Source organism: Nonomuraea sp. NPDC048881 (assembly GCF_040649795.1).
Taxonomy (GTDB): Bacteria; Actinomycetota; Actinomycetes; order Streptosporangiales; family Streptosporangiaceae; genus Nonomuraea.
On sequence record NZ_JBEZGC010000005.1, the window covers coordinates 432,540 to 452,429 of the forward strand.

Consider the following 19,890-nt stretch of genomic DNA (forward strand, 5'->3'; position numbering starts at 1 on the left):
AGGCGGCCTCGGGGGCCTCCCCGCTCTCCGGGCTCCCGGGAAGGTGGTCGGGCGAGGTCACTTTCCGGCCCCCTGGTCGATCAGCGGCAGCGTGCGCAGCGCCCGCAGTTCGAGGTCCTCGATCTGCTTGGCGCGGTGAGCGCCGAACTTCATGTTCTGGATCTTGTCGTGCAGCTTCACGATCGCGTCGATCAGCATCTCGGGCCGCGGCGGGCAGCCGGGCAGGTAGATGTCGACCGGCACGACGTGGTCGACGCCCTGCACGATGGCGTAGTTGTTGAACATGCCGCCGCTGGAGGCGCACACGCCCATGGCGATGACCCACTTGGGCTCGGCCATCTGGTCGTAGATCTGCCGCAGGACGGGCGCCATCTTCTGCGACACGCGCCCGGCGACGATCATGAGGTCGGCCTGGCGGGGAGACGCCGAAGCGCGCTCCATGCCGAAGCGCGCCAGGTCGTAGTGGGGGCCACCGGTGGCCATCAGCTCGATGGCGCAACATGCGAGGCCGAACGTGGCCGGCCACACCGAGCTCTTCCGCGCCCATCCTGCGGCGGCTTCGACCGTGCTGAGGATGAACCCGCTGGGGAGTTTCTCTTCAAGTCCCATTTTCAGTCCCAGTCCAGACCCTTGCGGCGCCACACGTACGCGTATGCGACGAGCACGGTGACGATGAACAGCAGCATCTCGACCAGCGCGAACAGCCCGAGGCCGGACGCGATGACGGTGCCCGCGTCGTTCTTCAGCGGCGCGAAGGAGACCGCCCACGGGTAGAGGAAGATGATCTCGATGTCGAACACGATGAAGAGCATCGCGGTGATCATGTATTTGAGCGGGAACCGTCCGCCACCGACCGGCTGGGGCGTCGGCTCGATGCCGCATTCATAGGCGTCAAGCTTGGCGCGGTTCCAGCGCTTGGGTCCGGTGAAGGGAGCGATGGCGACCGAGAAGATCGCGAAGCCCCCCGCGAGAACGGCGAGCACCAGGATGGGCACGTAAAGGTCCATCGCTACGCCTCCTCTGGAGTCGCCGCGCGCGCGGGCGCGCAGCTTGATGTGTCTGTCGTGGGAATCATGCTGGTGGGGCGACCTTCGAGAGAGCGTTGATGATCATGTCGGACGCATCGCCTCGCCGGTCGGTGAGATTACCAAGGAGCTTGAGCGCGAAGCGCATCAGCCTCGGGTGTGGCAGGCCGTGCCTGGTCCCGAAGCTCATCACACCCGGCTTCCCAATCGCCTCGACGAACAACCTCCCTAGTGTGAAGTAGCCGCCGTAGGCGTCCTTCATCACCTGGGGGTAGGTCCTCAGGATCCGCTCGCGCTGTGCGGGAGTGGTGTCCTTGAGTGCCTTCGCGATGATCTCGGCGGCGATCTCGCCGGTCTCCATGGCGTAGGCGATGCCCTCGCCGTTGAACGGGTTGATGGACCCGCCGGAGTCACCCACGAGGATAAGACCCCGGGTGTAGTGCGGCTGCCTGTTGAAGGCCATCGGGAGAGCGGCGCCGCGGATGGGGGCCGTCATGTTCTCCTCGGTGAAGCCCCAGTCGGCCGGCATGGCCCTGCACCAGCGCTTCAACAGGTCGCGGTAGTCGATGTTGCCGAACTGGGCGCTGGTGTTGAGCAGCCCGAGCCCGACGTTGGCGGTGCCGTCGCCGACCCCGAACACCCAGCCGTAGCCGGGCAGCAGGGTGTCGCCGTCCCACAGCTCCAGCCAGGTCTCCAGGTAGTCGTCGTCGTGGCGGGGGCTCTCGAAGTAGGTGCGGACGGCCACGCCCATGGGCCGGTCCTCCCGCTTGTGCAGGCCCATGCCGATCGCCAGGCGGGTGCTGTTGCCGTCGGCCGCCACGACCACCCGGCTGCGGTACGTCGCGCCGTCCTTGGTGCGCACGCCGACGATGTGCCCGCTGCGGTCGTCGAGCACCGGCCCGGTCACGGTGACGCCCTCCATGAGGCGCACGCCGTTCTTGACCGCGTTGGCCGCGACGATCTGGTCGAAGTCCTTGCGGGTGCGGACCAGGCCGAAGTCGGGGAAGCGCTCCAACTGCGGCCAGTCGAGCTCGAAGCGGAGGCCGCCGCCGACGACGCGCAGGCCCTTGTTCCTGATCCAGCCGGGCGCGTCGATGTCGACGCCCATGTTGAGCAACTGCTTGACGGCACGTGGCGTCAGGCCGTCGCCGCAGACCTTCTCGCGGGGGAACCTGGTCTTCTCCAGGAGCAGCACGTCGAGACCGGCCTGAGCGAGGTAAAAGGCGGTTGCGGAACCGGCGGGACCGGCGCCGACGACGATGACGTCGGCGTCAGCCTGTATGGCTGGTGGCACGGTCACTGGACTGTCCTGTCCTACACGCTCGAAGGCCTCGGGGTCTTGCGCCTTCGTTCCTTTGTGAACCCCTTCACAAACTTGTCGGCCCGCAGTCTACTGCTTTTCCTGTACATAGTGGCAGTCGGGGTACGGATCCTGGACACAAGAAGGCCCTCCGTCGTCAACGAAGGGCCGGGCACGGGAACGTCAGACTTCGAACTCGGCGTTGCGCACTCCGCCCGAGGGATCTTTCGAGTCACGCGACAGCACGTCGCCGGTCGCGCTCCGGGCGAACTCGACGCACTCGCCGGCGGCCGCGCCGAGACTGCTCCTGCGCCGTCCGCCCGGCGAGACAGTGGGGCCGCTCATCGGACGGACTACCTCCTGAGTCTCATTGGTCTGGACCAATGACGGTAGCCAACAGAAGATCGGCCGGACCTGCAAGACACGCCGCGATAACCATGTCGTTACGATTGATCTGCCGACGACGCGATGAATTCGCGCGATTCCTCCTCGTCCATGGCGGTGTCCCGAAGCGGTCCATGGCGGTGTCCCGAAGCGCCGGCGCGGCACGGCCTCGTCGAGCGCGGTCGAGCAGCGCAGCGCGGCTCCTCCGTCAGCAGCCGGCGGGGCCCCTTCCGAGAAATCGAGAGATATGCCCACAAAGTGCGATGGCAATCCTCGCCCCTGGTTTCGTCCCGGAAAGAGGCCTTGTCGTCATCCCAGCGGGAATTCCCTCCGGCACATCCGCAGAGTGGCCCGCATAACCGAGAACGGGCGGAAAGCCGGAAAACGATTTCAGGAACTTCCGCCATGGCCGCCCGCCCGCGGCTCAGGCGGGCTTGAACGCCCGGTGGACGGCGACGATGCCCATCGTCAGGTTGCGCCAGGCGACCCGCTCCCAGCCGGCGTCGCTGATCGTCCGGGCCAGCGCCCGCTGGTCGGGCCAGTCCCTGATGGACTCGGCCAGGTAGTCGTAGGAGTCGTCGTTGGAGCCGAACACCTTGGCCACCTTGGGCAGGGCCCTCATCAGGTATTCGCGGTAGACCAGGTCGAACGGCCCGAACGTGACGTGCGAGAACTCCAGGATCACCAGCCGGCCGCCCGGCCTGGTCACGCGGAGCATCTCGCGCAGCGCCTGCGAGGTGTCGTGCACGTTGCGCAGCGCCACCGAGATCGTCACCGCGTCGAAGACGTCGTCGGCGAACGGCAGCCGCATCGCGTCGCCGGCCACGAACGGGATGCCGGGCCCGCTCAGCGCGTTGCCGCCGTGCCGCTGCACGCCCGTGCGCAACATGCCGAGGGAGAAGTCGGAGGCCACCGCGCGGGCGCCGAGGCCGGTGAAGCTGTCGGTGGAGGTGCCGGTGCCGGCCCCCAGGTCGAGCACGACCTCGCCGGGCCCCGCATCGACGGCGGCGGCCACGGCCTTGCGCCAGAGCCTGACCTGCCACAGCGAGGCCACGTCGTTGACCAGGTCGTAGCGCCGGGCGGTGCGATCGAACATCGCGGCGACCTCGTCCGGCTGCTTGTCCAACTGAGCGCGCGTCATGCGGACAAGAGTACTCAGGCGGCCCGTGCGGTATTCGCCGGGCGTTACGGCCTTTGACCAGCCACCACCGGGCCGCCGGCGAGCCCGGCCCTTGCGGCAATTGACGCAAAGTAGCGGCACCGCTACCGAACGTCTGCTAGTTGTTGGTGAATGCTTGCCCGTGTCGCCCTTGCGGCGATCATCGCCTCGGCCCCCGTCGCGCACTCCCGCGTGGTCTCGGCCGACCCGGTCGACAACACCCCCCACGTCCTCGACGGCATCGTCAACGCCATCGCGCTGGTCGGTGGCACCGTCGTCGTCGGCGGCTCGTTCAGCGAGGTCAGCGACGCCGGGCGCACGTACACGCTGCGCCGGGCCAACCTGTTCGCCTACGACCTGGCGACCGGCCGCATCCTGCGCGGCTTCGCGCCGTCCGTCGCCGGGCCGGTCTACGGGCTGGCCGCCGGCGACCACGGCACGGTCTACGTGGGCGGCGCCTTCCCCGGCGTCAACAACGTCGGCGCCCGCGCGCTCGCCCGGATCAACGTCGCCGACGGGCAGCTCGTCGACGGCTTCATGCCCCGGATCGACGGGGGCATGGTCACCACCGTGGTCAGGAACGGCTCCAGGCTCTATGTCGGCGGCGACTTCGTCCGGCCGCGCGTCGCCCTGGCCGGGCTCGACGCCGCGACGGGCGTGGCCGACCCCGGCTTCGCCGTCACGCCGGGCGAGCCGCTCACGCCCAGGGTGAAGGTCCAGGCCCTCGCCCTGTCGGGCGGCCGGCTGGCGGTCGACGGCTCGTTCACCACGCTGGGCGGGCGGTCCCGGCCGCAGCTCGGGCTGATCGACGTCAGCGGGCCCGTGGCCAGGGTCGCCGACTGGCGCACCGAGGTCTACGCCCAGCGCTGCGCGGAGGCGTTCCCCTCCTACGTGCGCGGCCTGGACTTCGCACCCGACGGCCGCTCCTTCGTGGTGGTCACGACCGGGGGCCCGAAGGGCCGCATGTGCGACACGGCCGCCCGGTTCGAGACGTACGCCGCAGGCTCGGACGTCAGGCCGACCTGGACCAACGCCACCGGCGGCGACTCGCTCTACGCGGTGGCGGTCACCGGCTCAGCCGTGTATGTCGGCGGCCACCAGCGCTGGCTGGACAACCCGCAGGGCCGCGACTCGGCCGGCCCGGGAGCGGTGCCCCGCGAGGGCATCGGCGCCATTCATCCGCGTACGGGAAAGGCGCTCGCCTGGAATCCCGGCCGGGAGCGGGGCATCGGCGTGAAGGCATTTCTGGCGCACAAGAGCGGCCTACTAGTCGGTAGTGACACAACGCGACTCGGACGGGAGTACCATGCCCGGATTGGCATGTTCCCCCTGCCCTAGTCGTCCTGCGGCTCCGGCCGGTCGATCCGGCCGCTGAGGCGTGCGCTGACGGCGTCACGCTGCCTCGACAGCAGCACGTAGCTGGCTATGCCGCTGATCACGAAAGCGGCTGCGAGCAGGAACAGCGGGTTTTGCAGGCCGACGAGGTACAGAACACCCAGGGTCACGACAAACAGGCCGATCCGCGACGCGGTGTAAACGAGAACGGGATGCACGGGTTCGAGGTTACTCGTCCCTGCGTAGCGGTCGCTCTTCGCATCGGACGCGAGCGCTGCTACTGTTCCCAGTAAGGGTGTTTCGTAAAGAAACACCCACGAGAGCCCCAAAGAGGCTCTATCATATAACAATCGGGCAGTCAGCTGATAACAACCCGTGATCTTTGTCGAAAACCACGGATAAATCAGGCTTCGCTCGACACACTGGTTACCTGTCCGCCCGCTGGCAGGAAGCGGGATGCGAGGGGGAGAGATTGGTGGAGAGTAGCAGCGAGCGTCTGCTGACCCCAGGAGAGGTTGCCGCCCTCTTCCGGGTAGACCCAAAGACGGTTACGCGCTGGGCTGCGGCAGGCCGCATCAGCAGTATCCGCACCCCCGGAGGGCACCGGCGCTTCCGCGAGTCGGAAGTGCACGCCCTTCTTCGAGGCGAGGACGTTCTCACGGCCGACAGGCCAGCAGGTGAGTCCCCGCGCGTCTGACGTTCCGTCTAGTCGGTGATCCTGAGATCCGCCAGGATCACCGCTGGCGGGACCTCAATCCGCCTCACGTCGTGAGGCCGTGGTCGAGCGTGCCTGCGGGCCACACTTCCCGACGGCAGGCACGGGGCGGCGCCAACCGCCGACCGTGGCTGGCGCCGATCCTTCTCAGGCGTCCTCCTGGCTGGCCTTGAAGGCCAGGAACTCGCGTTCGAGGTCGTCGTTCTCCTCTTCCCAGCGACTGCGGCGCTCGGCCGCCTCCTCCTCGGTCAGCGACTCGGGCAGCCACTTGTCGTAGTCGGGATCGCCGGGCTGCACGTCCACGTACGCGTTGCCGATCAGACGCCCGTCTTCGCTGGTCAGGCTCTGCGGCACGCGCAGGGTCCCGTCAGCGAGCCGGATGACGTACATGGCTGATCACCTAGATTCCGTAGCGCCGGTTGAAGAAGAGCATGACGTCGAGCGCCATCCGTGTGTCGCCGCCGAGCATGTCGACCAGGGCCGGGCGCTGGCGGGCGGCGATGGCGGCGAAGGCGTCGGCGAAGAACTCCTTGCGGCCCAGGCCGTTGCCCTGGCGGTGGAAGGTCGAGGCCAGCTTGGGGAAGGCGTTCTCGTAGAGCCGGACGAACTCCGGCGAGTCCGACACCCATTCGCCGTGGAACGAGTCCAGGTCGTCGATGGCGTGGCCGACCTCGTGCATCATCACGTCCGGCGTGGGTGAGGGGCGGTCGCCCACCACGATCTTGCGGTCGCCGTACGCGCCGGCGCAGATGTCCCAGGTGGCCCGGCCGGACGGTAGCGGCGCGCCGCGTAAGTAGCCCATGTCGTCGAGGTCGGGGACGCCGCCGGGGCCGACGTAGATGCCTTCGAGGCCGGCGGCCAGCAGCTCCTTCAGCCGGTCGGGCAGCCGGGCCAGGCTCTCCACCGCGCGTACGGCGTCCCTGGAGGGCGGGCCGTGCCGGGCGTCCCACTGGCGGTGGAGGATCTTCTCCAGCTTGCCGCAGTGGCGCAGTCCGTCGCCGATGGAGGGGGCCTCCGGCCTGTTGGGCTGGGCCCTCGGCGGCGTGTCGTCGAGCTCGAAGTCGTACCAGGTGTAGCGGGGGCGTTCGGCGACGGCGGCGGGCAGGCGTGGCGCGCGCTCGCGCAGCGAGAGGCCGTCCCAGGTGACCTCGCGCCGCTGGGGGCCGCCGGGACGGGCGAACCGCTCCGGCTGCTGCTCCCTGCGCCGCTCGGCGCCCTTGAGCTGCTCTCTCGGGGCCTCCGGGCGGCTCTCCTTCCGCCGGGACCAGAAGGAACGGTCCGCGTCCGGAGGAGCCTCGTCACGCCGCGAGAACAGGTACGACCCGCGGCGCCACCAACGGCCGCGCCGATGTCGGCCCTTGTCGTGAGAAAAGGCCATCGCACCCCTTCACGCCGCGTCCATGGCGAACCGGGTTCCACGGTACGACGCCGATCTTCCCGAGTCATCCGAAACGGGACATCGTCCGACACGATCACGTCGCGGATGGCTTACAGTTCGGGCATGGCAGGTGTTCTGATCGGCCTGGCGTTGCTGGCCTTCTGGCTCTTCTCGCTCTTCGACGTCATCACCGCACCCGAGGAAGAGGTCAGGAACGTACCAAAGGCGCTGTGGGTGCTCATCGTCGTGCTGGTCCCGCTGCTCGGCGGCGTGATCTGGATGCTGCGCGGGCGGCCCAGGGCCGAGCGCGACCCGTGGCCGGTGCCGCCGGGCCCGGGCGCGCCGAAGGGCCCGGACGACGACCCCGACTTCCTGAGAGATCTCGACCGGCGGATGCGCGGCGAGGACTAACCGCTGACGTCGGCGTAGCTGTGCAGGCCGGAGATGAAGATGTTGACGCCGACCAGGTTGAAGATCAGGCACCCGAACGCCAGCAGCTGCACGATCATGGCGGCCCTGCCCCGCCAGCCGGCCGTCACCCTGGCGTGCAGGTAGGCCGCGTACGCCACCCAGGTGATGAACGACCAGACCTCCTTGGGGTCCCAGCCCCAGTAGCGGCCCCAGGCGCGGTCGGCCCAGAGCGCGCCGGCGATGACGGCGAACGTCCACAGCGGGAAGGCCAGCACGATCGCGCGGTGGGCCACCCGCTCCAGGTCGTCGCGGCTGGGCAGGCGCGACAGCCCCTCGCCGCGCACCAGGAACAGCACGCCCGACACGCCGGCCAGCGTGAACAGCCCGCTGGCCAGGATCGCCGCGGTGACGTGGATCGCGATCCAGTACGAGTTCAGCGCCGGCACCACGGGCCCGGCCGCCGTGTAGAGCACCTTGACCGCGAACCCGAGCCCGAGCGTGGCGGCGATCATGACGAACGCGCCCAGGAACCGCACGTTCTGGCGGACCTGGGTGAACAGGAACGCGGTCACGGCGGCGAAGCAGATGGCCACCACGAACTCGTACATGTTGCCCCACGGCCACCGGCCGACCGCCAGGCCGCGGGTGATGATGGCGCCGAGGTTGGCGGCCCACCCGATCCAGGCCAGCACGAGCGCGACCCGCCCGGCCCTGGCCCCGCCCGCCATGACGGGCACGGGATCGGCGACGGGCGCCTCGGCCTCGGGCGCGGCGTCGCCTTCGGAGGGGGCGCCGACCGTGACGGGCTGCCGGGCGGCCCGCTTCACGGCCGCCTTGCCCAGGACGGCCCTTCCGAAGGCCAGCTCCATCGCGAAGCCCACCATGGCGATGATGTAGAGCAGGACGGCGCCGACGACGAAATTGTCGCTCAGCCCGGCCAATTGCTCAGCGGACATGCTGTTCTCCTGCTGATAGAGCCTTGACGATCTCGGCGAACTCCTCGGCGAAGCCCGCCGCTGAGCCCTCGGTACGGGTCAGGCCGCCCACGTCGACCCGCCCTTCCCTGACCCGCACCCAGACGCGCCGGCGGCGGATCATCAACGACAGCGCGATGGCGACCACCGCGACGGCCGCGGCGATCAGCGCGGGCACGCGCCCGGGGTCGTAGGCGGTCTGGAGCGTGATCCACTCCTTGACGCCGGTGAACTCCAGCTTCCCCGCCCCGCCGGGCAGCTCGGTGGACTCCCCCACCGACAGCGGCTTGGTCGCGAACGATCCCCGCACGACGGGCACGACCTTGCCGTCGAGCTCGTCCGGCAGGATCTTGTAGACCGACTGCGGCTTGCCCGACCGCATGCCGAGGTCGCCCACGTAACCGCCGAGGAGCTGCACCTGCGGCTGGAGCTCGCCGGGGAAGGCCGAGGCGTAGTTGCCGTCGGTCAGCGGCACGCTGGTGGGCAGGAAACGCAGCAGGAACCCGAGCTGGGACGGCTGCGCGTCGGGCGCCTTGACGACGCACGACGAGGTCAGCGTGGCCTTCTGGTCGATCAGGCAGGCCACGGGCCCTTCGTAGGCGACCTGGCCCTTGCCGTCGGTGACCTTGAAGACGGGCGCGTAGCCGTGGCCGATCAGGTACGTCTGCGTCCCGTCGACCTCCAGCGGGTCGTTGACCTTGAGCTCGTAGTCGCGGGCGGGCGCGCCGGGCTCGTCGTGCACCTTCAGGTAGGCGGAGTAGTCGAGCTCCTGGCCCTTCTTGTCGCCCTCGACCTGGTAGGTGGCCTTGAAGTCGGTCAGCTCGAACGAGAACGGCTGGAGCGACTCGGCCGAGACCCGGCTGCCGGGGATGAACCTGTCGTAGGCGGCCACGGTGTTGGCGAAGCCGTCGCCCTCGACGACCAGGACGTTGCCGCGGTAGCCGTACAGGGAGCCGAAGCCGACCGCGAGCAGGATGCCGATCAGCGCGACGTGGAAGAACAGGTTGCCGGTCTCGCGCAGGTAACCCTTCTCGGCGGCCACCCAGCCGTCGCCGGTGACGACGCGGAAGCGCATCTTGCGCAGCCGCCCTGCGGCCTCTTCCACCGTGAGGTCGCCCTCGAAGGAGTCGGAGTGGGGCAGCCGGGACAGGTTCTTGGGCGCGGCGGGCGGCTTGCGGCGCAGCTCGCGCAGGTAGGTGGCGGTGCGCGGGATGATGCAGCCGACGAGCGAGGTGAACAGCAGCAGGTAGACGGCGGCGAACCAGACCGAGGTGAACACCTCGAAGAGCTGGAAGCGGTCGTACCACTCGGCCAGGGTGGGGTTCTGCTGGTAGAGCTGGGCCACCTTGTCGGGTTCGACGCTGCGCTGGGGCACCAGCGAGCCCGGGATGGAGCCGAGCGCCAGCAGGAAGAGCAGGATCAGCGCGGTCTTCATCGAGGTGAGGGTGCGCCAGCCCCACCGGAGCCAGCCGAGCGGCCCCATCCCGGCCTGCCGCGGCTCGCGCTCCTCGCGCACCAGCTCGTCGACGCTCATCAGATCACCGGCTCGAACGCGCCGATGAGCCCCTGCATGGCCGCGATCATCGCACCCCACAGTCCGGTGACGAGCAGCAGCCCGACGGCCACCATCATGCCCCCGCCGATCCTGGTGATCAGCCGGGTGTGCCGGCGCACGGCCTGGAACGTGCGCAGGGCCTTGCTGTAGGCCAGGGCGGCGGCCACGAACGGCAGCCCGAGGCCCAGCGCGTAGGCCACGGCCAGCAGCGCGCCGCGCGAGGCGCTGCCCTCGTTGAGCCCGAGGGTGAGCACGACGGCCAGCGTGGGGCCGATGCACGGCGTCCAGCCGAGGCCGAACACCACGCCGAGCAGCGGCGCGCCGGCCAGGCCCGCGGCCGGCAGCTTGTGGATGCGCACGTCGCGCATCAGGCCGGGCAGCACGCCGAGGAAGGCCAGCCCAAGCAGGATCGTCAGGACGCCGAGCACCCGCGTGATGACCTGGGCGTTGCCCAGCATGATCGAGCCGAGCCCGCCGAACAGCGCGCCGCTGAGCACGAACACCAGCGCGAACCCGGCCACGAACAGCACCGTGCCGAGCACCAGCCGCCCCCGCTTGGGGTCGGCGCTCATGCCCGTCACGTACGACAGATAGCCCGGCACCAGCGGCAGCACGCACGGCGACAGGAACGACACCACCCCGGCCAGCAGCGCGATCGGCACCGCGAGCAGCAACGAGCCCGAGGCGACGACGTCACTCATCGCGCACCTTGGTCACCGTGTTCATCAGGTCGGTGTACTTGACCGCCCCGAGCGCCCTGGCCGCGATGCGGCCCTGCTTGTCGATGACCAGCGTGGACGGGATCGCCGCGGGCGGCACGGTGCCCTGGAAGGACAGCGCGACCTTGCCGGGCTGGTCGAAGATGTGGGAGTAGCCGGTCTGCTCGGTGCGCTCGAAGGCGAGGGCGTCGGCCTGGCGGTCCTTGAAGTCGATGCCGAGGAACTGCACGTCGCCCTTGGTCTTGGCGGCGACCTCCTTGAGCACCGGCGCCTCGGCCCGGCACGGGCCGCACCACGAGGCCCAGAAGTTGATCACCACGACCTTGCCCTTGTGGGCGGCCAGCGACGCCGTGCCGCCGTCGAGCGTGGGGCCCTCGACCGGCGGGGCCGCCTTGCGGTCGGCGGCGTCGAAGACCTGCATCTTGCCGTCGCCCGCGACGAACCGGGTGTCGCCCACCTGGGGCTGCCCGCTCTGGTTTGCCGCGCAGCCCGCGGCCAGCGCGGCCAGGAGAACGAGGGAGATGGACGTCGCGCGCACGGAGGATGATCTCCTTGTACTACAACCGGTAGAGCTTGCAACTCTACCGGCGGGCAGACATGGCCCGGACATCAGGCCCCTGGTATCGACGGCCCCGAACTCAGCGACCCGGCCGGCTCGCTGTAGCCGACGCTGACCAGGCGGTCGCCCTCGAAGGTGAAGGTGGTGAGGCTGGCCAGCGCGCACTGCCTGCGGCGCGGGTCGTGCCACAGCCGGCGGCCCTCGGCGGCCATCCTGATCGTCCAGATCGGGAGCTGGTGGCTGACCAGCACGGCCTCGTGCCCGCGCGCGGCCGCCCTGGCGTCGTCGACGGCCGCCTTCATGCGCGCCACGATCGCCGGGTACGCCTCGCCCCACGACGGGCGCAGCGGGTTCCAGAAATAGCGGTAGTTGCGCGGGTTGCGAAGGATGGCCAGGCCCTGGCCGACCGGACGGCCCTGCAGCATGTTCGCCGCTTCGAGCAGGCGGTCGTCCTTGGTCACGTCGAGGCCGAGCTTGTCGGCGAGCGGTGCCGCGGTCTCCAGCGCGCGTTCGAGCGGCGAGCTGTGGACGGCGACGATGTCGCGGCCGCCGACGGCCTTGGCGACCGTCTCGGCCATGAGCCTGCCGGTGTCGGACAGGTGGTAGCCGGGCAGCCTGCCGTACAGGATGCCGCCGGGATTGTGCACCTCACCGTGGCGCAAAAGGTGGACGACGGTGGTTTCAGCCATGGTGTGCCACAGCCTATCCGTTTCGATGCCGGTCATAGTCAGGGGCTGCCTGGTCCGGCATTTCGCGCGGAGGTATGGTCGGGACGACTGCGCCTAGGGTTCCGCGTCCGGTCCGCCTCCCCCGTCACACAACCAGGGCCGGAAGACAGGTCCGAGCGGCGCCGCGGCCCGCCGGGCCGTACAGCTGACGGGACAAAAGCCTGGAGGCTCCTCTCCGTCACCCCTGGAAGGAGTCGCCCGGATGAGCCCTTGGGCGCTGGTCCTCATTCTCGTCGCCGCCGTCGCGCACGCCACCTGGAACCTGCTGAGCAAGAAGGCGTCCCAGGCGGACGGCATCGTCTTCCTCTGGCTGGTCGGGGTCGTGGCCACGGTGGTGTGGAGCCCGCTGTTCGCCGGGTTCCTGCTGGTCACGGGCGCCCGGCTGTCGTGGGGCGACCTGGCGGTGATCTGCGGCAGCACGGCCCTGCACCTGGGGTACTTCGTGCTGCTCCAGCGCGGCTACGGCGCGGGCGACCTGTCGCTGGTCTACCCCGTCGCCCGCGGGACGGGGCCGATGCTGGCCAGCCTGGTCGCCGTGTTGTTCCTGGACGAGCACCCGGCGCCGGCCGGCGTGGCCGGGATCGTGCTCGTCGGGGTCGGGGTGTTCATGATGAGCGGCGGCGCGGCCGGGCGGGGCGACCTGCGGGGGCTGGTGTCGGGGCTGGTCGTGGGGCTGTTCATCGCCGGGTACACGGTGTGGGACTCGCAGGTGGTCAGCGCGTTCGCGGTGGCGCCGATCATGCTCAACTACCTCGGGGAGGTCGGGCGGGCGCTGGCGCTCACGCCGTTCGTCGCCGGGGCCAGGCGGCGGCTGGTCGGGTCCGTGTGGCGGGAGCACCGGTCGCGGATCGTGGGGGCGGCGTTCCTGATCTTCCTGTCGTATTTGCTGGTCCTGATCGCGTTCACGATGGCGCCGGTGAGCGTGGTGGCGCCGGCGCGCGAGGTGAGCGTGCTGATCGCGGTGCTGCTCGGCGGGCGGCTGCTGGCCGAGGGCGACCTGCGGCGGCGGCTGCTGGCGGCGGGCGTGATCCTCGGCGGCGTGGTGGCGATCGCGCTCAGCTGAGCGCGGCCCGGCCGGGTGCGCGGCCGGGTGCTCAGCTGACCGCCCAGGCGTTCTCCTGCTCGCGGCTGACGCCGATCAGGGCCTCGACCGTGGCCCTGATCGCCGGACGGCGGGCCGCGTCGGTGCGCCACACCGCGTAGATGCGGCGCGTCTGCCGCGGCATGATCGGGACCAGCCGCACGCCGTCGGGCACGCAGTCGCGGCCCAGGCGCGGCACGATCGCGCAGCCGAGCCCGGCGGCGACCAGCGCGAGCTGCGTGGGGTACTCGTCGGCCATGCAGGCGATCTCCGGCTCCAGCGAGGCGTTGCGCAACGTGAAGACCAGCCAGTCGTGGCAGACCGTGCCGGGCGACGAGCTGATCCATCGCTCGCCGTGCAGCTCGGCCAGCCCCACCTCCCTGCGCCCGGCCAGCGGATGGTCGGCGGGGATGGCGACGTCGGCCACGTCGTCGAGCAGCGTGGCCCTGGACAGGCCCTCGGGCATGGCGATGGGCCGGTTGAGCCAGTCCTGCATCACGCCCAGGTCCAGCTCGCCCCTGGCCACCTCGCGCAGCACCCGCTCGGGCTCGCGCTCGTAGAGCTGCACGTGCAGGTCGGGGTGGTGCCTCTTGAGCTGGACGAGCGCGCCGGGCATCAGGCCGCGGGTCGCGGTGGCGAAGGCGGCGATGCTGAGCCGGCCGACGACCTCGCCGCGCAGCGCCTCGAAGTCCGCCTCCGCGGTCTCGACCAGGGCCAGGATGCGCTCGGCGTGCTCGGCGAGCAGCCCGGCGGCGTCGGTCAGCCGGACGCCCCGGCCGCTGCGCTCCATGAGCCGGGCGCCCGTCTCCCGCTCCAGCTTGGCGATCTGCTGGCTGACGGCCGACGGGGTGACCATGAGCGCGTCGGCCGCGGCGCCGACCGACCCGTACACGTGCACGGCGTGAAGTGCCTTGAGCCGGTTCAGGTCCAACATGTAAGCCAGACTAAAGGGTTTAGCGTAGAAAGTCTCGCTTGTCCTTGTATCTGAAGCAGATGAAAATATATGCATGCGAATCATTAAGAGCAGGAAGCCCGAGACCCGTTCCACCTCGTACCTGAAGGTCCTCGCCGAGCAGGCTCGCGAGCAGCGCAACCGGTACCAGAAGACCCGCTCTGCGTGAGCCCCCGCCACCTCGCCCTCGCCGTCGGCCTCGCGGCCGTGTGGGGATTCAACTTCGTCGTCATGCAGGTCGGCCTGAAGCACTTCCCTCCCCTGCTGTACGCGGGGATCAGGTTCACCCTGGCGGCGTTCCCCGCCCTGCTGCTCGCGGGGCGGCCGGGAGTCCCGTGGCGCTGGGTCGCCGGGGTGGCGGCCACTCTCGGAGTGGGTCAGTTCGGCCTGTTGCTGGTGGGCATGCGAGCGGGCATGCCGGCCGGACTGACCTCTCTCGTCCTGCAGATGCAGGCGTTGTTCACCGTGCTGTTCGCGGTGACGCTGCTCGGCGAGCGGCTCACCGCCCGCCGCGTCCTCGGCCTGGCGGTCGCCTTCGGCGGCCTGGCCCTGGTCGCGTTCGACTTCGGGGTGTCCGGCCCGCTGGGCGCCTTCGCCCTGTGCGTGGCCGCCGCCGCGGCCTGGGGGCTCGGCAACGTGGTGCAGCGCAGGGCCGCGCCGCCGGACTCGCTGCGGTTCATGGTGTGGGTGAGCGCGTTCTCCGCGCCGCCCCTCCTGCTGCTGTCGCTGTTGGTCGAGGGGCCGCCCGTGCTGACGGCCCCCGCCGAGGGCTGGTTGTCGCTGGCCTACGTGGCCTTCGTCTCGACGCTCGGCGGGTTCGGCGTGTGGGGCTGGCTGCTGCGCCGGTACGACGCCTCGACCGTGGCGCCGTACACGCTGCTGGTGCCGGTGTTCGGCATGTCGTCGGCCGCGCTGGTGGCCAGCGAGCCCCTCTCCTGGACCGAGCTCCTGGCCGCGGCCCTCATCGTCGCCGGCGTGCTGTACGCCGGCACCAGGCCGCGCCGGGCTACAGAACCGCCGCGGCCGCCTTCGCCGCTGCCGGCAGGGCCTCGGCGATCCGGTTGAGCGCCTCGTCGTCGTGCGAGGCCGACAGGAACCACGCCTCGTACGCCGACGGCGGCAGGTAGACGCCCTGGTCGAGCATCGCGTGGAAGAACGCGGTGAAGGCCGCCGTGTTCTGCGCCTTGGCCTGGTCGAAGTCGCGCACCTCGCCCTCGGCGAAGAAGATCGAGAACAGGCTGCCGGCACGCTGCAACCGGTGGGGCACGCCCGCCTTCGCCAGCGCGTCGGCCGCCGCGTCGCCCACCGCGAGCGCCGCGGCGTCGATGCGCGCGTAGGCGTCGGCGTCGAGGGCGCGCAGGGTCGCCAGGCCCGCGGCGCACGCCAGCGGATTGCCGGACAGGGTACCCGCCTGGTAGACCGGGCCCTCCGGAGCCAGGAAGGCCATCACGTCGGCCCGGCCGCCGAACGCCGCCGCGGGCAGGCCGCCGCCCATGACCTTGCCGAACGTCATCAGGTCGGCGTCGACCGGGTCGAGGCCGTACCAGCCGGCGGACGAGACGCGGAAGCCGGTCAGGACCTCGTCCACGATGAGCAGCGCGCCGTTGGCCGTGCACAGCTCGCGCAGCCGGGTATTGAACCCGTCGCGCGGCGGGACGACGCCCATGTTCGCCGGGCACGCCTCGGTGATCACGCAGGCCACCTCGGCGGCCGCGAACGCCTCCGCCACCGCCTGGATGTCGTTGTACGGCAGCACGATCGTGTCGGCCGCCGACGCGCCGGTCACCCCGGGGGTGTCCGGCAGCCCGAACGTGACCACTCCCGACCCGGCCGAGGCCAGCAGGGCGTCGACGTGCCCGTGGTAGCAGCCGGCGAACTTGATCACCTTGGACCGCCCGGTGAAGCCGCGCGCCAGGCGAACCGCGCTCATCGTCGCCTCGGTGCCGGAGCTGACCAGGCGCACCTTCTCGACCGGCGCCATCCGGGAGACGATCTCCTCGGCCAGCTCGACCTCGCCCGGCGTGGCGGTGCCGTAGGAGAAGCCGTGGGCGACCGCGCCGGAGACGGCCTCGACGACCGCGGGATGCCGGTGGCCGAGGATCATCGGGCCCCAGGAGCAGACCAGGTCGACGTAGCGGTTGCCGTCGACGTCGGTGATGTACGGCCCCTGGCCCGAGGCCATGAAACGCGGCGTGCCGCCCACCGCGCCGAACGCGCGCACGGGCGAGTTGACGCCGCCGGGCACCACTTCCCTGGCGCGGGTGAAAAGACCTTCGGAGTTCTGTGTACGGCTCACCCGACCCAGGTTAGTCCCGCAGGTCCGTGCCCCCGCCGCGGGGCGTGCTCAGTCGGCGAGCCATTCCAGGATGCGCAGCGGGTCGGGCAGCGGACGGCCGTCCGGGGGCCGGAGCCAGGAGACCGGCTGGCCCGAGGGCAGCATGGAGGGCGGCGCGAGCACGTAGCTGTCGCGGCAGTGCCAGCGCAGGCCCGGCGTGTCGTCGATGGTGGCCGGGTCGCAGTCGAGCTGGCAGGACCACCACTCGTCCTCGTCCTCGGGGTTGCCGCGGGTCGCCACATAAAACAAGACCCGGTCGCCTTGAGCGGCGACCGGGCCTGGGTGGGCTCCGGCGGCGTCGATCCTGGTGAGGGCCGACAGGCCGGCGGCGAGCGGTACGTCGAACACGTCGAACACGCGCCCTGTGGGCAGGATCACGTTGGCCTCCGGCTCGCTCTCCCACCAGCGGGTCAGCAGCGTCGTGTCCGTCGTGGCCTGCATGTGCCAGGCGGGCGAGAGCGGATGGGCGCCGGGGTCGGGACAGCCGACGCGGTCGCACGAACACGCGCGCGGGCCGTGCCGCAGCGGAAAGGCTCCCGGCACCACGGGCCAGCCCAGGGACGCGTACTCCAGCACGGAATCGATGCGTGTCGGCCGCGACCGCTTTCTGGTACGCCGAGCCAGTGGTACCCCCACCATGGTGTCTCCCGTCGAGTCAGCGCCTGAGGAGGTCCCGGCTCCGGGCCGTTCGCACACCCCGGGACACACCAGCACTTGTCATCGCACTCTAACGCACACGCCTCAGGAGTTGACGGGAAACCCCTTGGTTAGAGCTGTCGCGCCACTTCCGTCGCCCAGTACGTGAGGATCATGTCGGCGCCGGCGCGCTTGATGGCGACCAGTGACTCCATGATCGTCCGGTCGCGGTCGATCCAGCCGTTGGCCGCCGCCGCCTCGACCATCGCGTACTCGCCGCTCACCTGGTAGGCCGCCACCGGCACGTCGACCGCGTCGCGCACCCGGGTGATGACGTCGAGGTAGGCCAGCGCCGGCTTGACCATGACGGCGTCGGCGCCCTCCGCCAGGTCGAGCCTGACCTCGCGCAGCGCCTCCTCCAGCGGCCCGGCCGGGTCCTGCTGGTGGGTGCTGCGGTCGCCGAACTGCGGCGCGCACTCGGCGGCCTCGCGGAACGGGCCGAAGAAGGCGGAGGCGTACTTGACGGAGTAGGACAGGATCGGGACGTCGGTGTGGCCGGCCCCGTCGAGCGCGGCGCGGATGGCGCCGACCTGGCCGTCCATCATGCCGCTCGGCGCGATCATCTGGGAGCCGGCGGCGGCCTGGGCCAGCGCTATGGAGGCGTAACGCTCCAGCGTGGCGTCGTTGTCCACCTCGCCGGACGAGGTCAGGATCCCGCAGTGGCCGTGGTCGGTGAACTCGTCGAGGCAGGTGTCGGCCATGACCACGAGGGCGTCGCCGACCTCGGCGCTCACCTCGCGCAGCGCGACCTGGAGGATGCCGTCGGGGTCGTCGGCCGCCGACCCGGTCGCGTCCTTGACCGCGGGGATGCCGAACAGGATCAGGCCGCCCACGCCCGCCTCGGCCGCGTCGTGCGCGGCCTTGCGCAGCGAGTCGCGGGTGTGCTGGAACACGCCCGGCATGGACGACACCGGCTGCGGCGCGTCGATGCCCTCCTTGACGAACAGCGGCAGGATCAGGTCCGCGGCGTGCAGCCGCGTGCCCGACACCATCCGGCGCAGCGCCTGGCTGCGACGCAGGCGCCGGGGACGTGCGACGGGGTACTGGGCGCTCACTTGGCTCTCCTCCTGGCGCCACGGCGGTTCTGGGAGGGCCTGCGCGGGCTGTCACCCGCGGCCACGGCCGCCTGGCGCTGCTTGGCACCGAACTCGGCCAGCGCTGCGGCCAGGGCTGATGCGGATGGCTTGTCGGACATGACGTCGACCCGGAGCCCGAACTCCTCGGCCGTCTTGGCCGTCTGCGGCCCGATCACCGCGATCACGGTGACGTTGTGCGGCTTGCCCGCGATGCCGACCAGATTGCGCACGGTGGAGGACGAGGTGAACAGCACGGCGTCGAAGCCGCCGCCCTTGATCGCCTCGCGGATGGGCGCGGGCGGCGGCGCGGCGCGCACCGTCCGGTACGCCGTCACGTCGTCGCACTCCCAGCCCAGCTCGGTGAGCCCGGCCACCAGCGTGTCGGTCGAGATGTCGGCCCGGGGCAGCAGCACCCGGTTGATCGGGTCGAGCATCGAGTCGTAGGGCGGCCACTCGGCCACGAGCCCTTCGGAGGACTGCTCGCCCGAGGGCAGCAGGTCGGGCTTGACGCCGAACTCGACCAGGGCCCGCGAGGTGGCCTCGCCCACGGCGGCCACCTTGAGCCCGGCGAAGGCCCGCGCGTCGAGCCCGTACTCCTCGAACTTCTCGCGCACCGCCTTGACGGCGTTGGCGCTGGTGAAGGCCACCCACTCGTAGCGGCCGGTGACCAGGCCCTTGATGGCGCGGTCCATCTGCTGCGGCGTGCGCGGCGGCTCGACCGAGATGGTCGGCACCTCCTCGGGCACCGCGCCGTAGGCCACGAGCTGCTCGGACAGGCTGCGGGACTGCTCCTTCGTCCGCGGCACCAGCACCCGCCAGCCGAACAGCGGCTTGGTCTCGAACCACGACAGCCGCTCGCGCTGCCCCACGGCCTCGCCGACCACGATCAGCGCGGGCTCGGTGAACCCGGCGTGCTTCAGGTCGGCCTGCAACCGGCCGAGCGAGGACACGACGGTGTACTGCTCGGTGGTGGTGCCGCCGCTGCTGACGGCGACCGGCGTGGTGTCGGGCTTGCCGCCGGCGATCAGCGCCTTGCCGATGGCGACGGCCTCGGTGATGCCGTTGTAGATCACCAGCGTGCCGCGGGTGGCGGCGTGGGACGACCAGTCCTGCTCCTGAGCGGCGTCGACGACGCGGAACTCGGGCACGGCCGTGGCCGCCGGGATGCCGGCGTAGGTGAGCACGGCGGTCGCGGGCGGCACGCCGGGCACGATCTCGAAGTCCACCTCCGCCGCCACGCAGGCCGCGACCTCGTCGTCGATCGAGGAGAACAGCATGGGGTCGCCCGCGCACAGGCGCACCACGAGCTGCCCGGCCTTGGCCCGCTGGACGTAGTCGCCCTCGGCGACCTCGACGCCCTCGCGGCAGTGCTTGAGCAGCGGGCCGGACTGCTCGTCGTCGAGCACGACGGCGTCCGCCTTGCCGAGAAGTTCGGCGGCGCGGAGCGTCAGCAGGTTGGGGTCACCGGGACCCGCCCCCACGAAGGCGACGAAACCGGAGGTTGGACT

The 19,890-nt window shown here is 70.8% G+C and carries 23 protein-coding genes; 5 read left to right on the top strand and 18 right to left on the bottom strand.

What is annotated here, in order from left to right; translation table 11 throughout:
• Positions 1–57: 57 nt before the first annotated feature.
• The 5 genes from AB0C33_RS20755 to AB0C33_RS20775 form a co-directional block, all read right to left on the bottom strand.
• The gene (locus AB0C33_RS20755; RefSeq protein ID WP_352322512.1) at positions 58–609 is read right to left on the bottom strand and encodes an NADH-quinone oxidoreductase subunit B family protein; all 552 of its coding nucleotides are present in this window, start codon (positions 607–609) and stop codon (positions 58–60) included.
• A 2-nt stretch (positions 610–611) separates the two neighbouring features.
• Positions 612–1,007: an NADH-quinone oxidoreductase subunit A gene (locus AB0C33_RS20760; RefSeq protein ID WP_358290251.1), complete on the bottom strand. Its 396-nt coding sequence runs from the start codon at positions 1,005–1,007 to the stop codon at positions 612–614.
• A gap of 64 nt (positions 1,008–1,071) precedes the next feature.
• Positions 1,072–2,325 (bottom strand): geranylgeranyl reductase family protein, encoded by a 1,254-nt coding sequence (locus tag AB0C33_RS20765; RefSeq protein WP_352322514.1) that lies wholly within the window; start codon positions 2,323–2,325, stop codon positions 1,072–1,074.
• A 183-nt stretch (positions 2,326–2,508) separates the two neighbouring features.
• Positions 2,509–2,670 carry a DUF397 domain-containing protein gene (locus tag AB0C33_RS20770; RefSeq protein WP_358290254.1) on the bottom strand — a complete coding sequence of 54 codons (162 nt, stop codon included), beginning with the start codon at positions 2,668–2,670 and terminating at the stop codon, positions 2,509–2,511.
• 463 nt (positions 2,671–3,133) lie between these two features.
• Positions 3,134–3,850 (bottom strand): demethylmenaquinone methyltransferase, encoded by a 717-nt coding sequence (locus tag AB0C33_RS20775; protein WP_358290257.1) that lies wholly within the window; start codon positions 3,848–3,850, stop codon positions 3,134–3,136.
• Positions 3,851–4,000: 150 nt separating this feature from the next.
• On the opposite strand from AB0C33_RS20775, the gene AB0C33_RS20780 reads away from it, so the two are divergent.
• On the top strand, positions 4,001–5,206 hold the full coding sequence (locus tag AB0C33_RS20780) for a hypothetical protein (protein ID WP_358290260.1): 1,206 nt from the start codon (positions 4,001–4,003) through the stop codon (positions 5,204–5,206).
• Here the strand turns inward: AB0C33_RS20780 and AB0C33_RS20785 are convergent.
• Positions 5,203–5,421 (bottom strand): DUF4229 domain-containing protein, encoded by a 219-nt coding sequence (locus AB0C33_RS20785; RefSeq protein ID WP_352357263.1) that lies wholly within the window; start codon positions 5,419–5,421, stop codon positions 5,203–5,205. The genes AB0C33_RS20780 and AB0C33_RS20785 overlap by 4 nt on opposite strands.
• Positions 5,422–5,678: 257 nt before the next feature.
• Here AB0C33_RS20785 and AB0C33_RS20790 point away from each other — a divergent pair, with 257 nt between their 5' ends.
• The gene (locus AB0C33_RS20790; protein ID WP_026214226.1) at positions 5,679–5,900 is read left to right on the top strand and encodes a BldC family transcriptional regulator; all 222 of its coding nucleotides are present in this window, start codon (positions 5,679–5,681) and stop codon (positions 5,898–5,900) included.
• A gap of 165 nt (positions 5,901–6,065) precedes the next feature.
• Here the strand turns inward: AB0C33_RS20790 and AB0C33_RS20795 are convergent, their stop codons facing one another.
• Both AB0C33_RS20795 and AB0C33_RS20800 read right to left on the bottom strand, forming a co-directional pair.
• Positions 6,066–6,308 carry a hypothetical protein gene (locus tag AB0C33_RS20795; protein ID WP_357966334.1) on the bottom strand — a complete coding sequence of 81 codons (243 nt, stop codon included), beginning with the start codon at positions 6,306–6,308 and terminating at the stop codon, positions 6,066–6,068.
• Between the two features lie 10 nt (positions 6,309–6,318).
• Positions 6,319–7,296 carry a hypothetical protein gene (locus AB0C33_RS20800; protein WP_358290264.1) on the bottom strand — a complete coding sequence of 326 codons (978 nt, stop codon included), beginning with the start codon at positions 7,294–7,296 and terminating at the stop codon, positions 6,319–6,321.
• A gap of 123 nt (positions 7,297–7,419) precedes the next feature.
• Between AB0C33_RS20800 and AB0C33_RS20805 the strand changes: the two genes are divergently transcribed.
• Positions 7,420–7,707 (top strand): PLDc N-terminal domain-containing protein, encoded by a 288-nt coding sequence (locus tag AB0C33_RS20805; protein ID WP_352322521.1) that lies wholly within the window; start codon positions 7,420–7,422, stop codon positions 7,705–7,707.
• On the opposite strand, the gene ccsA is transcribed toward AB0C33_RS20805, so the two are convergent.
• The 5 genes from ccsA to AB0C33_RS20830 all read right to left on the bottom strand — a co-directional run bounded on the left by ccsA (position 7,704) and on the right by AB0C33_RS20830 (position 12,203).
• A complete protein-coding gene (gene ccsA / locus AB0C33_RS20810) occupies positions 7,704–8,663 on the bottom strand; it encodes a cytochrome c biogenesis protein CcsA (protein WP_358290267.1) in 960 nt (319 codons plus the stop codon). The two genes, AB0C33_RS20805 and ccsA, sit on opposite strands and share 4 nt — an antisense overlap.
• Positions 8,653–10,215 carry a cytochrome c biogenesis protein ResB gene (locus tag AB0C33_RS20815; RefSeq protein ID WP_358290270.1) on the bottom strand — a complete coding sequence of 521 codons (1,563 nt, stop codon included), beginning with the start codon at positions 10,213–10,215 and terminating at the stop codon, positions 8,653–8,655. Before AB0C33_RS20815 ends, ccsA begins: the two co-directional genes overlap by 11 nt.
• Positions 10,215–10,937: a cytochrome c biogenesis protein CcdA gene (locus AB0C33_RS20820; RefSeq protein ID WP_352322524.1), complete on the bottom strand. Its 723-nt coding sequence runs from the start codon at positions 10,935–10,937 to the stop codon at positions 10,215–10,217. Before AB0C33_RS20820 ends, AB0C33_RS20815 begins: the two co-directional genes overlap by 1 nt.
• The gene (locus tag AB0C33_RS20825) at positions 10,930–11,493 is read right to left on the bottom strand and encodes a TlpA disulfide reductase family protein (RefSeq protein ID WP_352322525.1); all 564 of its coding nucleotides are present in this window, start codon (positions 11,491–11,493) and stop codon (positions 10,930–10,932) included. Before AB0C33_RS20825 ends, AB0C33_RS20820 begins: the two co-directional genes overlap by 8 nt.
• Positions 11,494–11,564: 71 nt before the next feature.
• Positions 11,565–12,203: a histidine phosphatase family protein gene (locus tag AB0C33_RS20830; RefSeq protein WP_358290273.1), complete on the bottom strand. Its 639-nt coding sequence runs from the start codon at positions 12,201–12,203 to the stop codon at positions 11,565–11,567.
• 241 nt (positions 12,204–12,444) lie between these two features.
• Between AB0C33_RS20830 and AB0C33_RS20835 the strand changes: the two genes are divergently transcribed.
• Complete coding sequence (locus AB0C33_RS20835) at positions 12,445–13,305, top strand: DMT family transporter (RefSeq protein WP_358290276.1); 861 nt, start codon at positions 12,445–12,447, stop codon at positions 13,303–13,305.
• A gap of 31 nt (positions 13,306–13,336) precedes the next feature.
• On the opposite strand, the gene AB0C33_RS20840 is transcribed toward AB0C33_RS20835, so the two are convergent.
• Positions 13,337–14,257: a LysR family transcriptional regulator gene (locus AB0C33_RS20840; protein ID WP_352357281.1), complete on the bottom strand. Its 921-nt coding sequence runs from the start codon at positions 14,255–14,257 to the stop codon at positions 13,337–13,339.
• Between the two features lie 183 nt (positions 14,258–14,440).
• Between AB0C33_RS20840 and AB0C33_RS20845 the strand changes: the two genes are divergently transcribed.
• Entirely contained in the window at positions 14,441–15,340 is a 900-nt protein-coding gene (locus AB0C33_RS20845) for an EamA family transporter (protein ID WP_358290279.1), read from the top strand.
• On the opposite strand, the gene hemL is transcribed toward AB0C33_RS20845, so the two are convergent.
• The 4 genes from hemL to AB0C33_RS20865 all read right to left on the bottom strand — a co-directional run bounded on the left by hemL (position 15,282) and on the right by AB0C33_RS20865 (position 19,863).
• On the bottom strand, positions 15,282–16,571 hold the full coding sequence (gene hemL, locus AB0C33_RS20850) for a glutamate-1-semialdehyde 2,1-aminomutase (RefSeq protein ID WP_358290282.1): 1,290 nt from the start codon (positions 16,569–16,571) through the stop codon (positions 15,282–15,284). The genes AB0C33_RS20845 and hemL overlap by 59 nt on opposite strands.
• A gap of 48 nt (positions 16,572–16,619) precedes the next feature.
• Positions 16,620–17,249 carry a bifunctional DNA primase/polymerase gene (locus AB0C33_RS20855; protein WP_352357287.1) on the bottom strand — a complete coding sequence of 210 codons (630 nt, stop codon included), beginning with the start codon at positions 17,247–17,249 and terminating at the stop codon, positions 16,620–16,622.
• Between the two features lie 128 nt (positions 17,250–17,377).
• Positions 17,378–18,361, bottom strand: a complete 984-nt coding sequence (gene hemB, locus AB0C33_RS20860; RefSeq protein ID WP_358290285.1) for a porphobilinogen synthase — start codon at positions 18,359–18,361, stop codon at positions 17,378–17,380.
• Entirely contained in the window at positions 18,358–19,863 is a 1,506-nt protein-coding gene (locus tag AB0C33_RS20865) for a bifunctional uroporphyrinogen-III C-methyltransferase/uroporphyrinogen-III synthase (protein ID WP_358290288.1), read from the bottom strand. The genes hemB and AB0C33_RS20865 overlap by 4 nt, the downstream gene beginning before the upstream one ends.
• Between the last annotated feature and the right edge of the window lie 27 nt (positions 19,864–19,890).

Bases quoted from the DNA above. Each gene is read 5' to 3' on its own strand.
- ccsA (WP_358290267.1), bottom strand. From the start codon at position 8,663: ATGTCCGCTGAGCAATTGGCCGGGCTGAGCGACAATTTCGTCGTCGGC.
- AB0C33_RS20780 (WP_358290260.1), top strand. From the start codon at position 4,001: ATGCTTGCCCGTGTCGCCCTTGCGGCGATCATCGCCTCGGCCCCCGTC.
- AB0C33_RS20855 (WP_352357287.1), bottom strand. From the start codon at position 17,249: ATGGTGGGGGTACCACTGGCTCGGCGTACCAGAAAGCGGTCGCGGCCG.
- AB0C33_RS20815 (WP_358290270.1), bottom strand. From the start codon at position 10,215: ATGAGCGTCGACGAGCTGGTGCGCGAGGAGCGCGAGCCGCGGCAGGCC.
- AB0C33_RS20820 (WP_352322524.1), bottom strand. From the start codon at position 10,937: ATGAGTGACGTCGTCGCCTCGGGCTCGTTGCTGCTCGCGGTGCCGATC.
- AB0C33_RS20835 (WP_358290276.1), top strand. From the start codon at position 12,445: ATGAGCCCTTGGGCGCTGGTCCTCATTCTCGTCGCCGCCGTCGCGCAC.
- AB0C33_RS20770 (WP_358290254.1), bottom strand. From the start codon at position 2,670: ATGAGCGGCCCCACTGTCTCGCCGGGCGGACGGCGCAGGAGCAGTCTC.
- AB0C33_RS20775 (WP_358290257.1), bottom strand. From the start codon at position 3,850: ATGACGCGCGCTCAGTTGGACAAGCAGCCGGACGAGGTCGCCGCGATG.
- AB0C33_RS20805 (WP_352322521.1), top strand. From the start codon at position 7,420: ATGGCAGGTGTTCTGATCGGCCTGGCGTTGCTGGCCTTCTGGCTCTTC.
- AB0C33_RS20800 (WP_358290264.1), bottom strand. From the start codon at position 7,296: ATGGCCTTTTCTCACGACAAGGGCCGACATCGGCGCGGCCGTTGGTGG.
- AB0C33_RS20760 (WP_358290251.1), bottom strand. From the start codon at position 1,007: ATGGACCTTTACGTGCCCATCCTGGTGCTCGCCGTTCTCGCGGGGGGC.
- AB0C33_RS20840 (WP_352357281.1), bottom strand. From the start codon at position 14,257: ATGTTGGACCTGAACCGGCTCAAGGCACTTCACGCCGTGCACGTGTAC.
- AB0C33_RS20830 (WP_358290273.1), bottom strand. From the start codon at position 12,203: ATGGCTGAAACCACCGTCGTCCACCTTTTGCGCCACGGTGAGGTGCAC.
- AB0C33_RS20755 (WP_352322512.1), bottom strand. From the start codon at position 609: ATGGGACTTGAAGAGAAACTCCCCAGCGGGTTCATCCTCAGCACGGTC.
- AB0C33_RS20795 (WP_357966334.1), bottom strand. From the start codon at position 6,308: ATGTACGTCATCCGGCTCGCTGACGGGACCCTGCGCGTGCCGCAGAGC.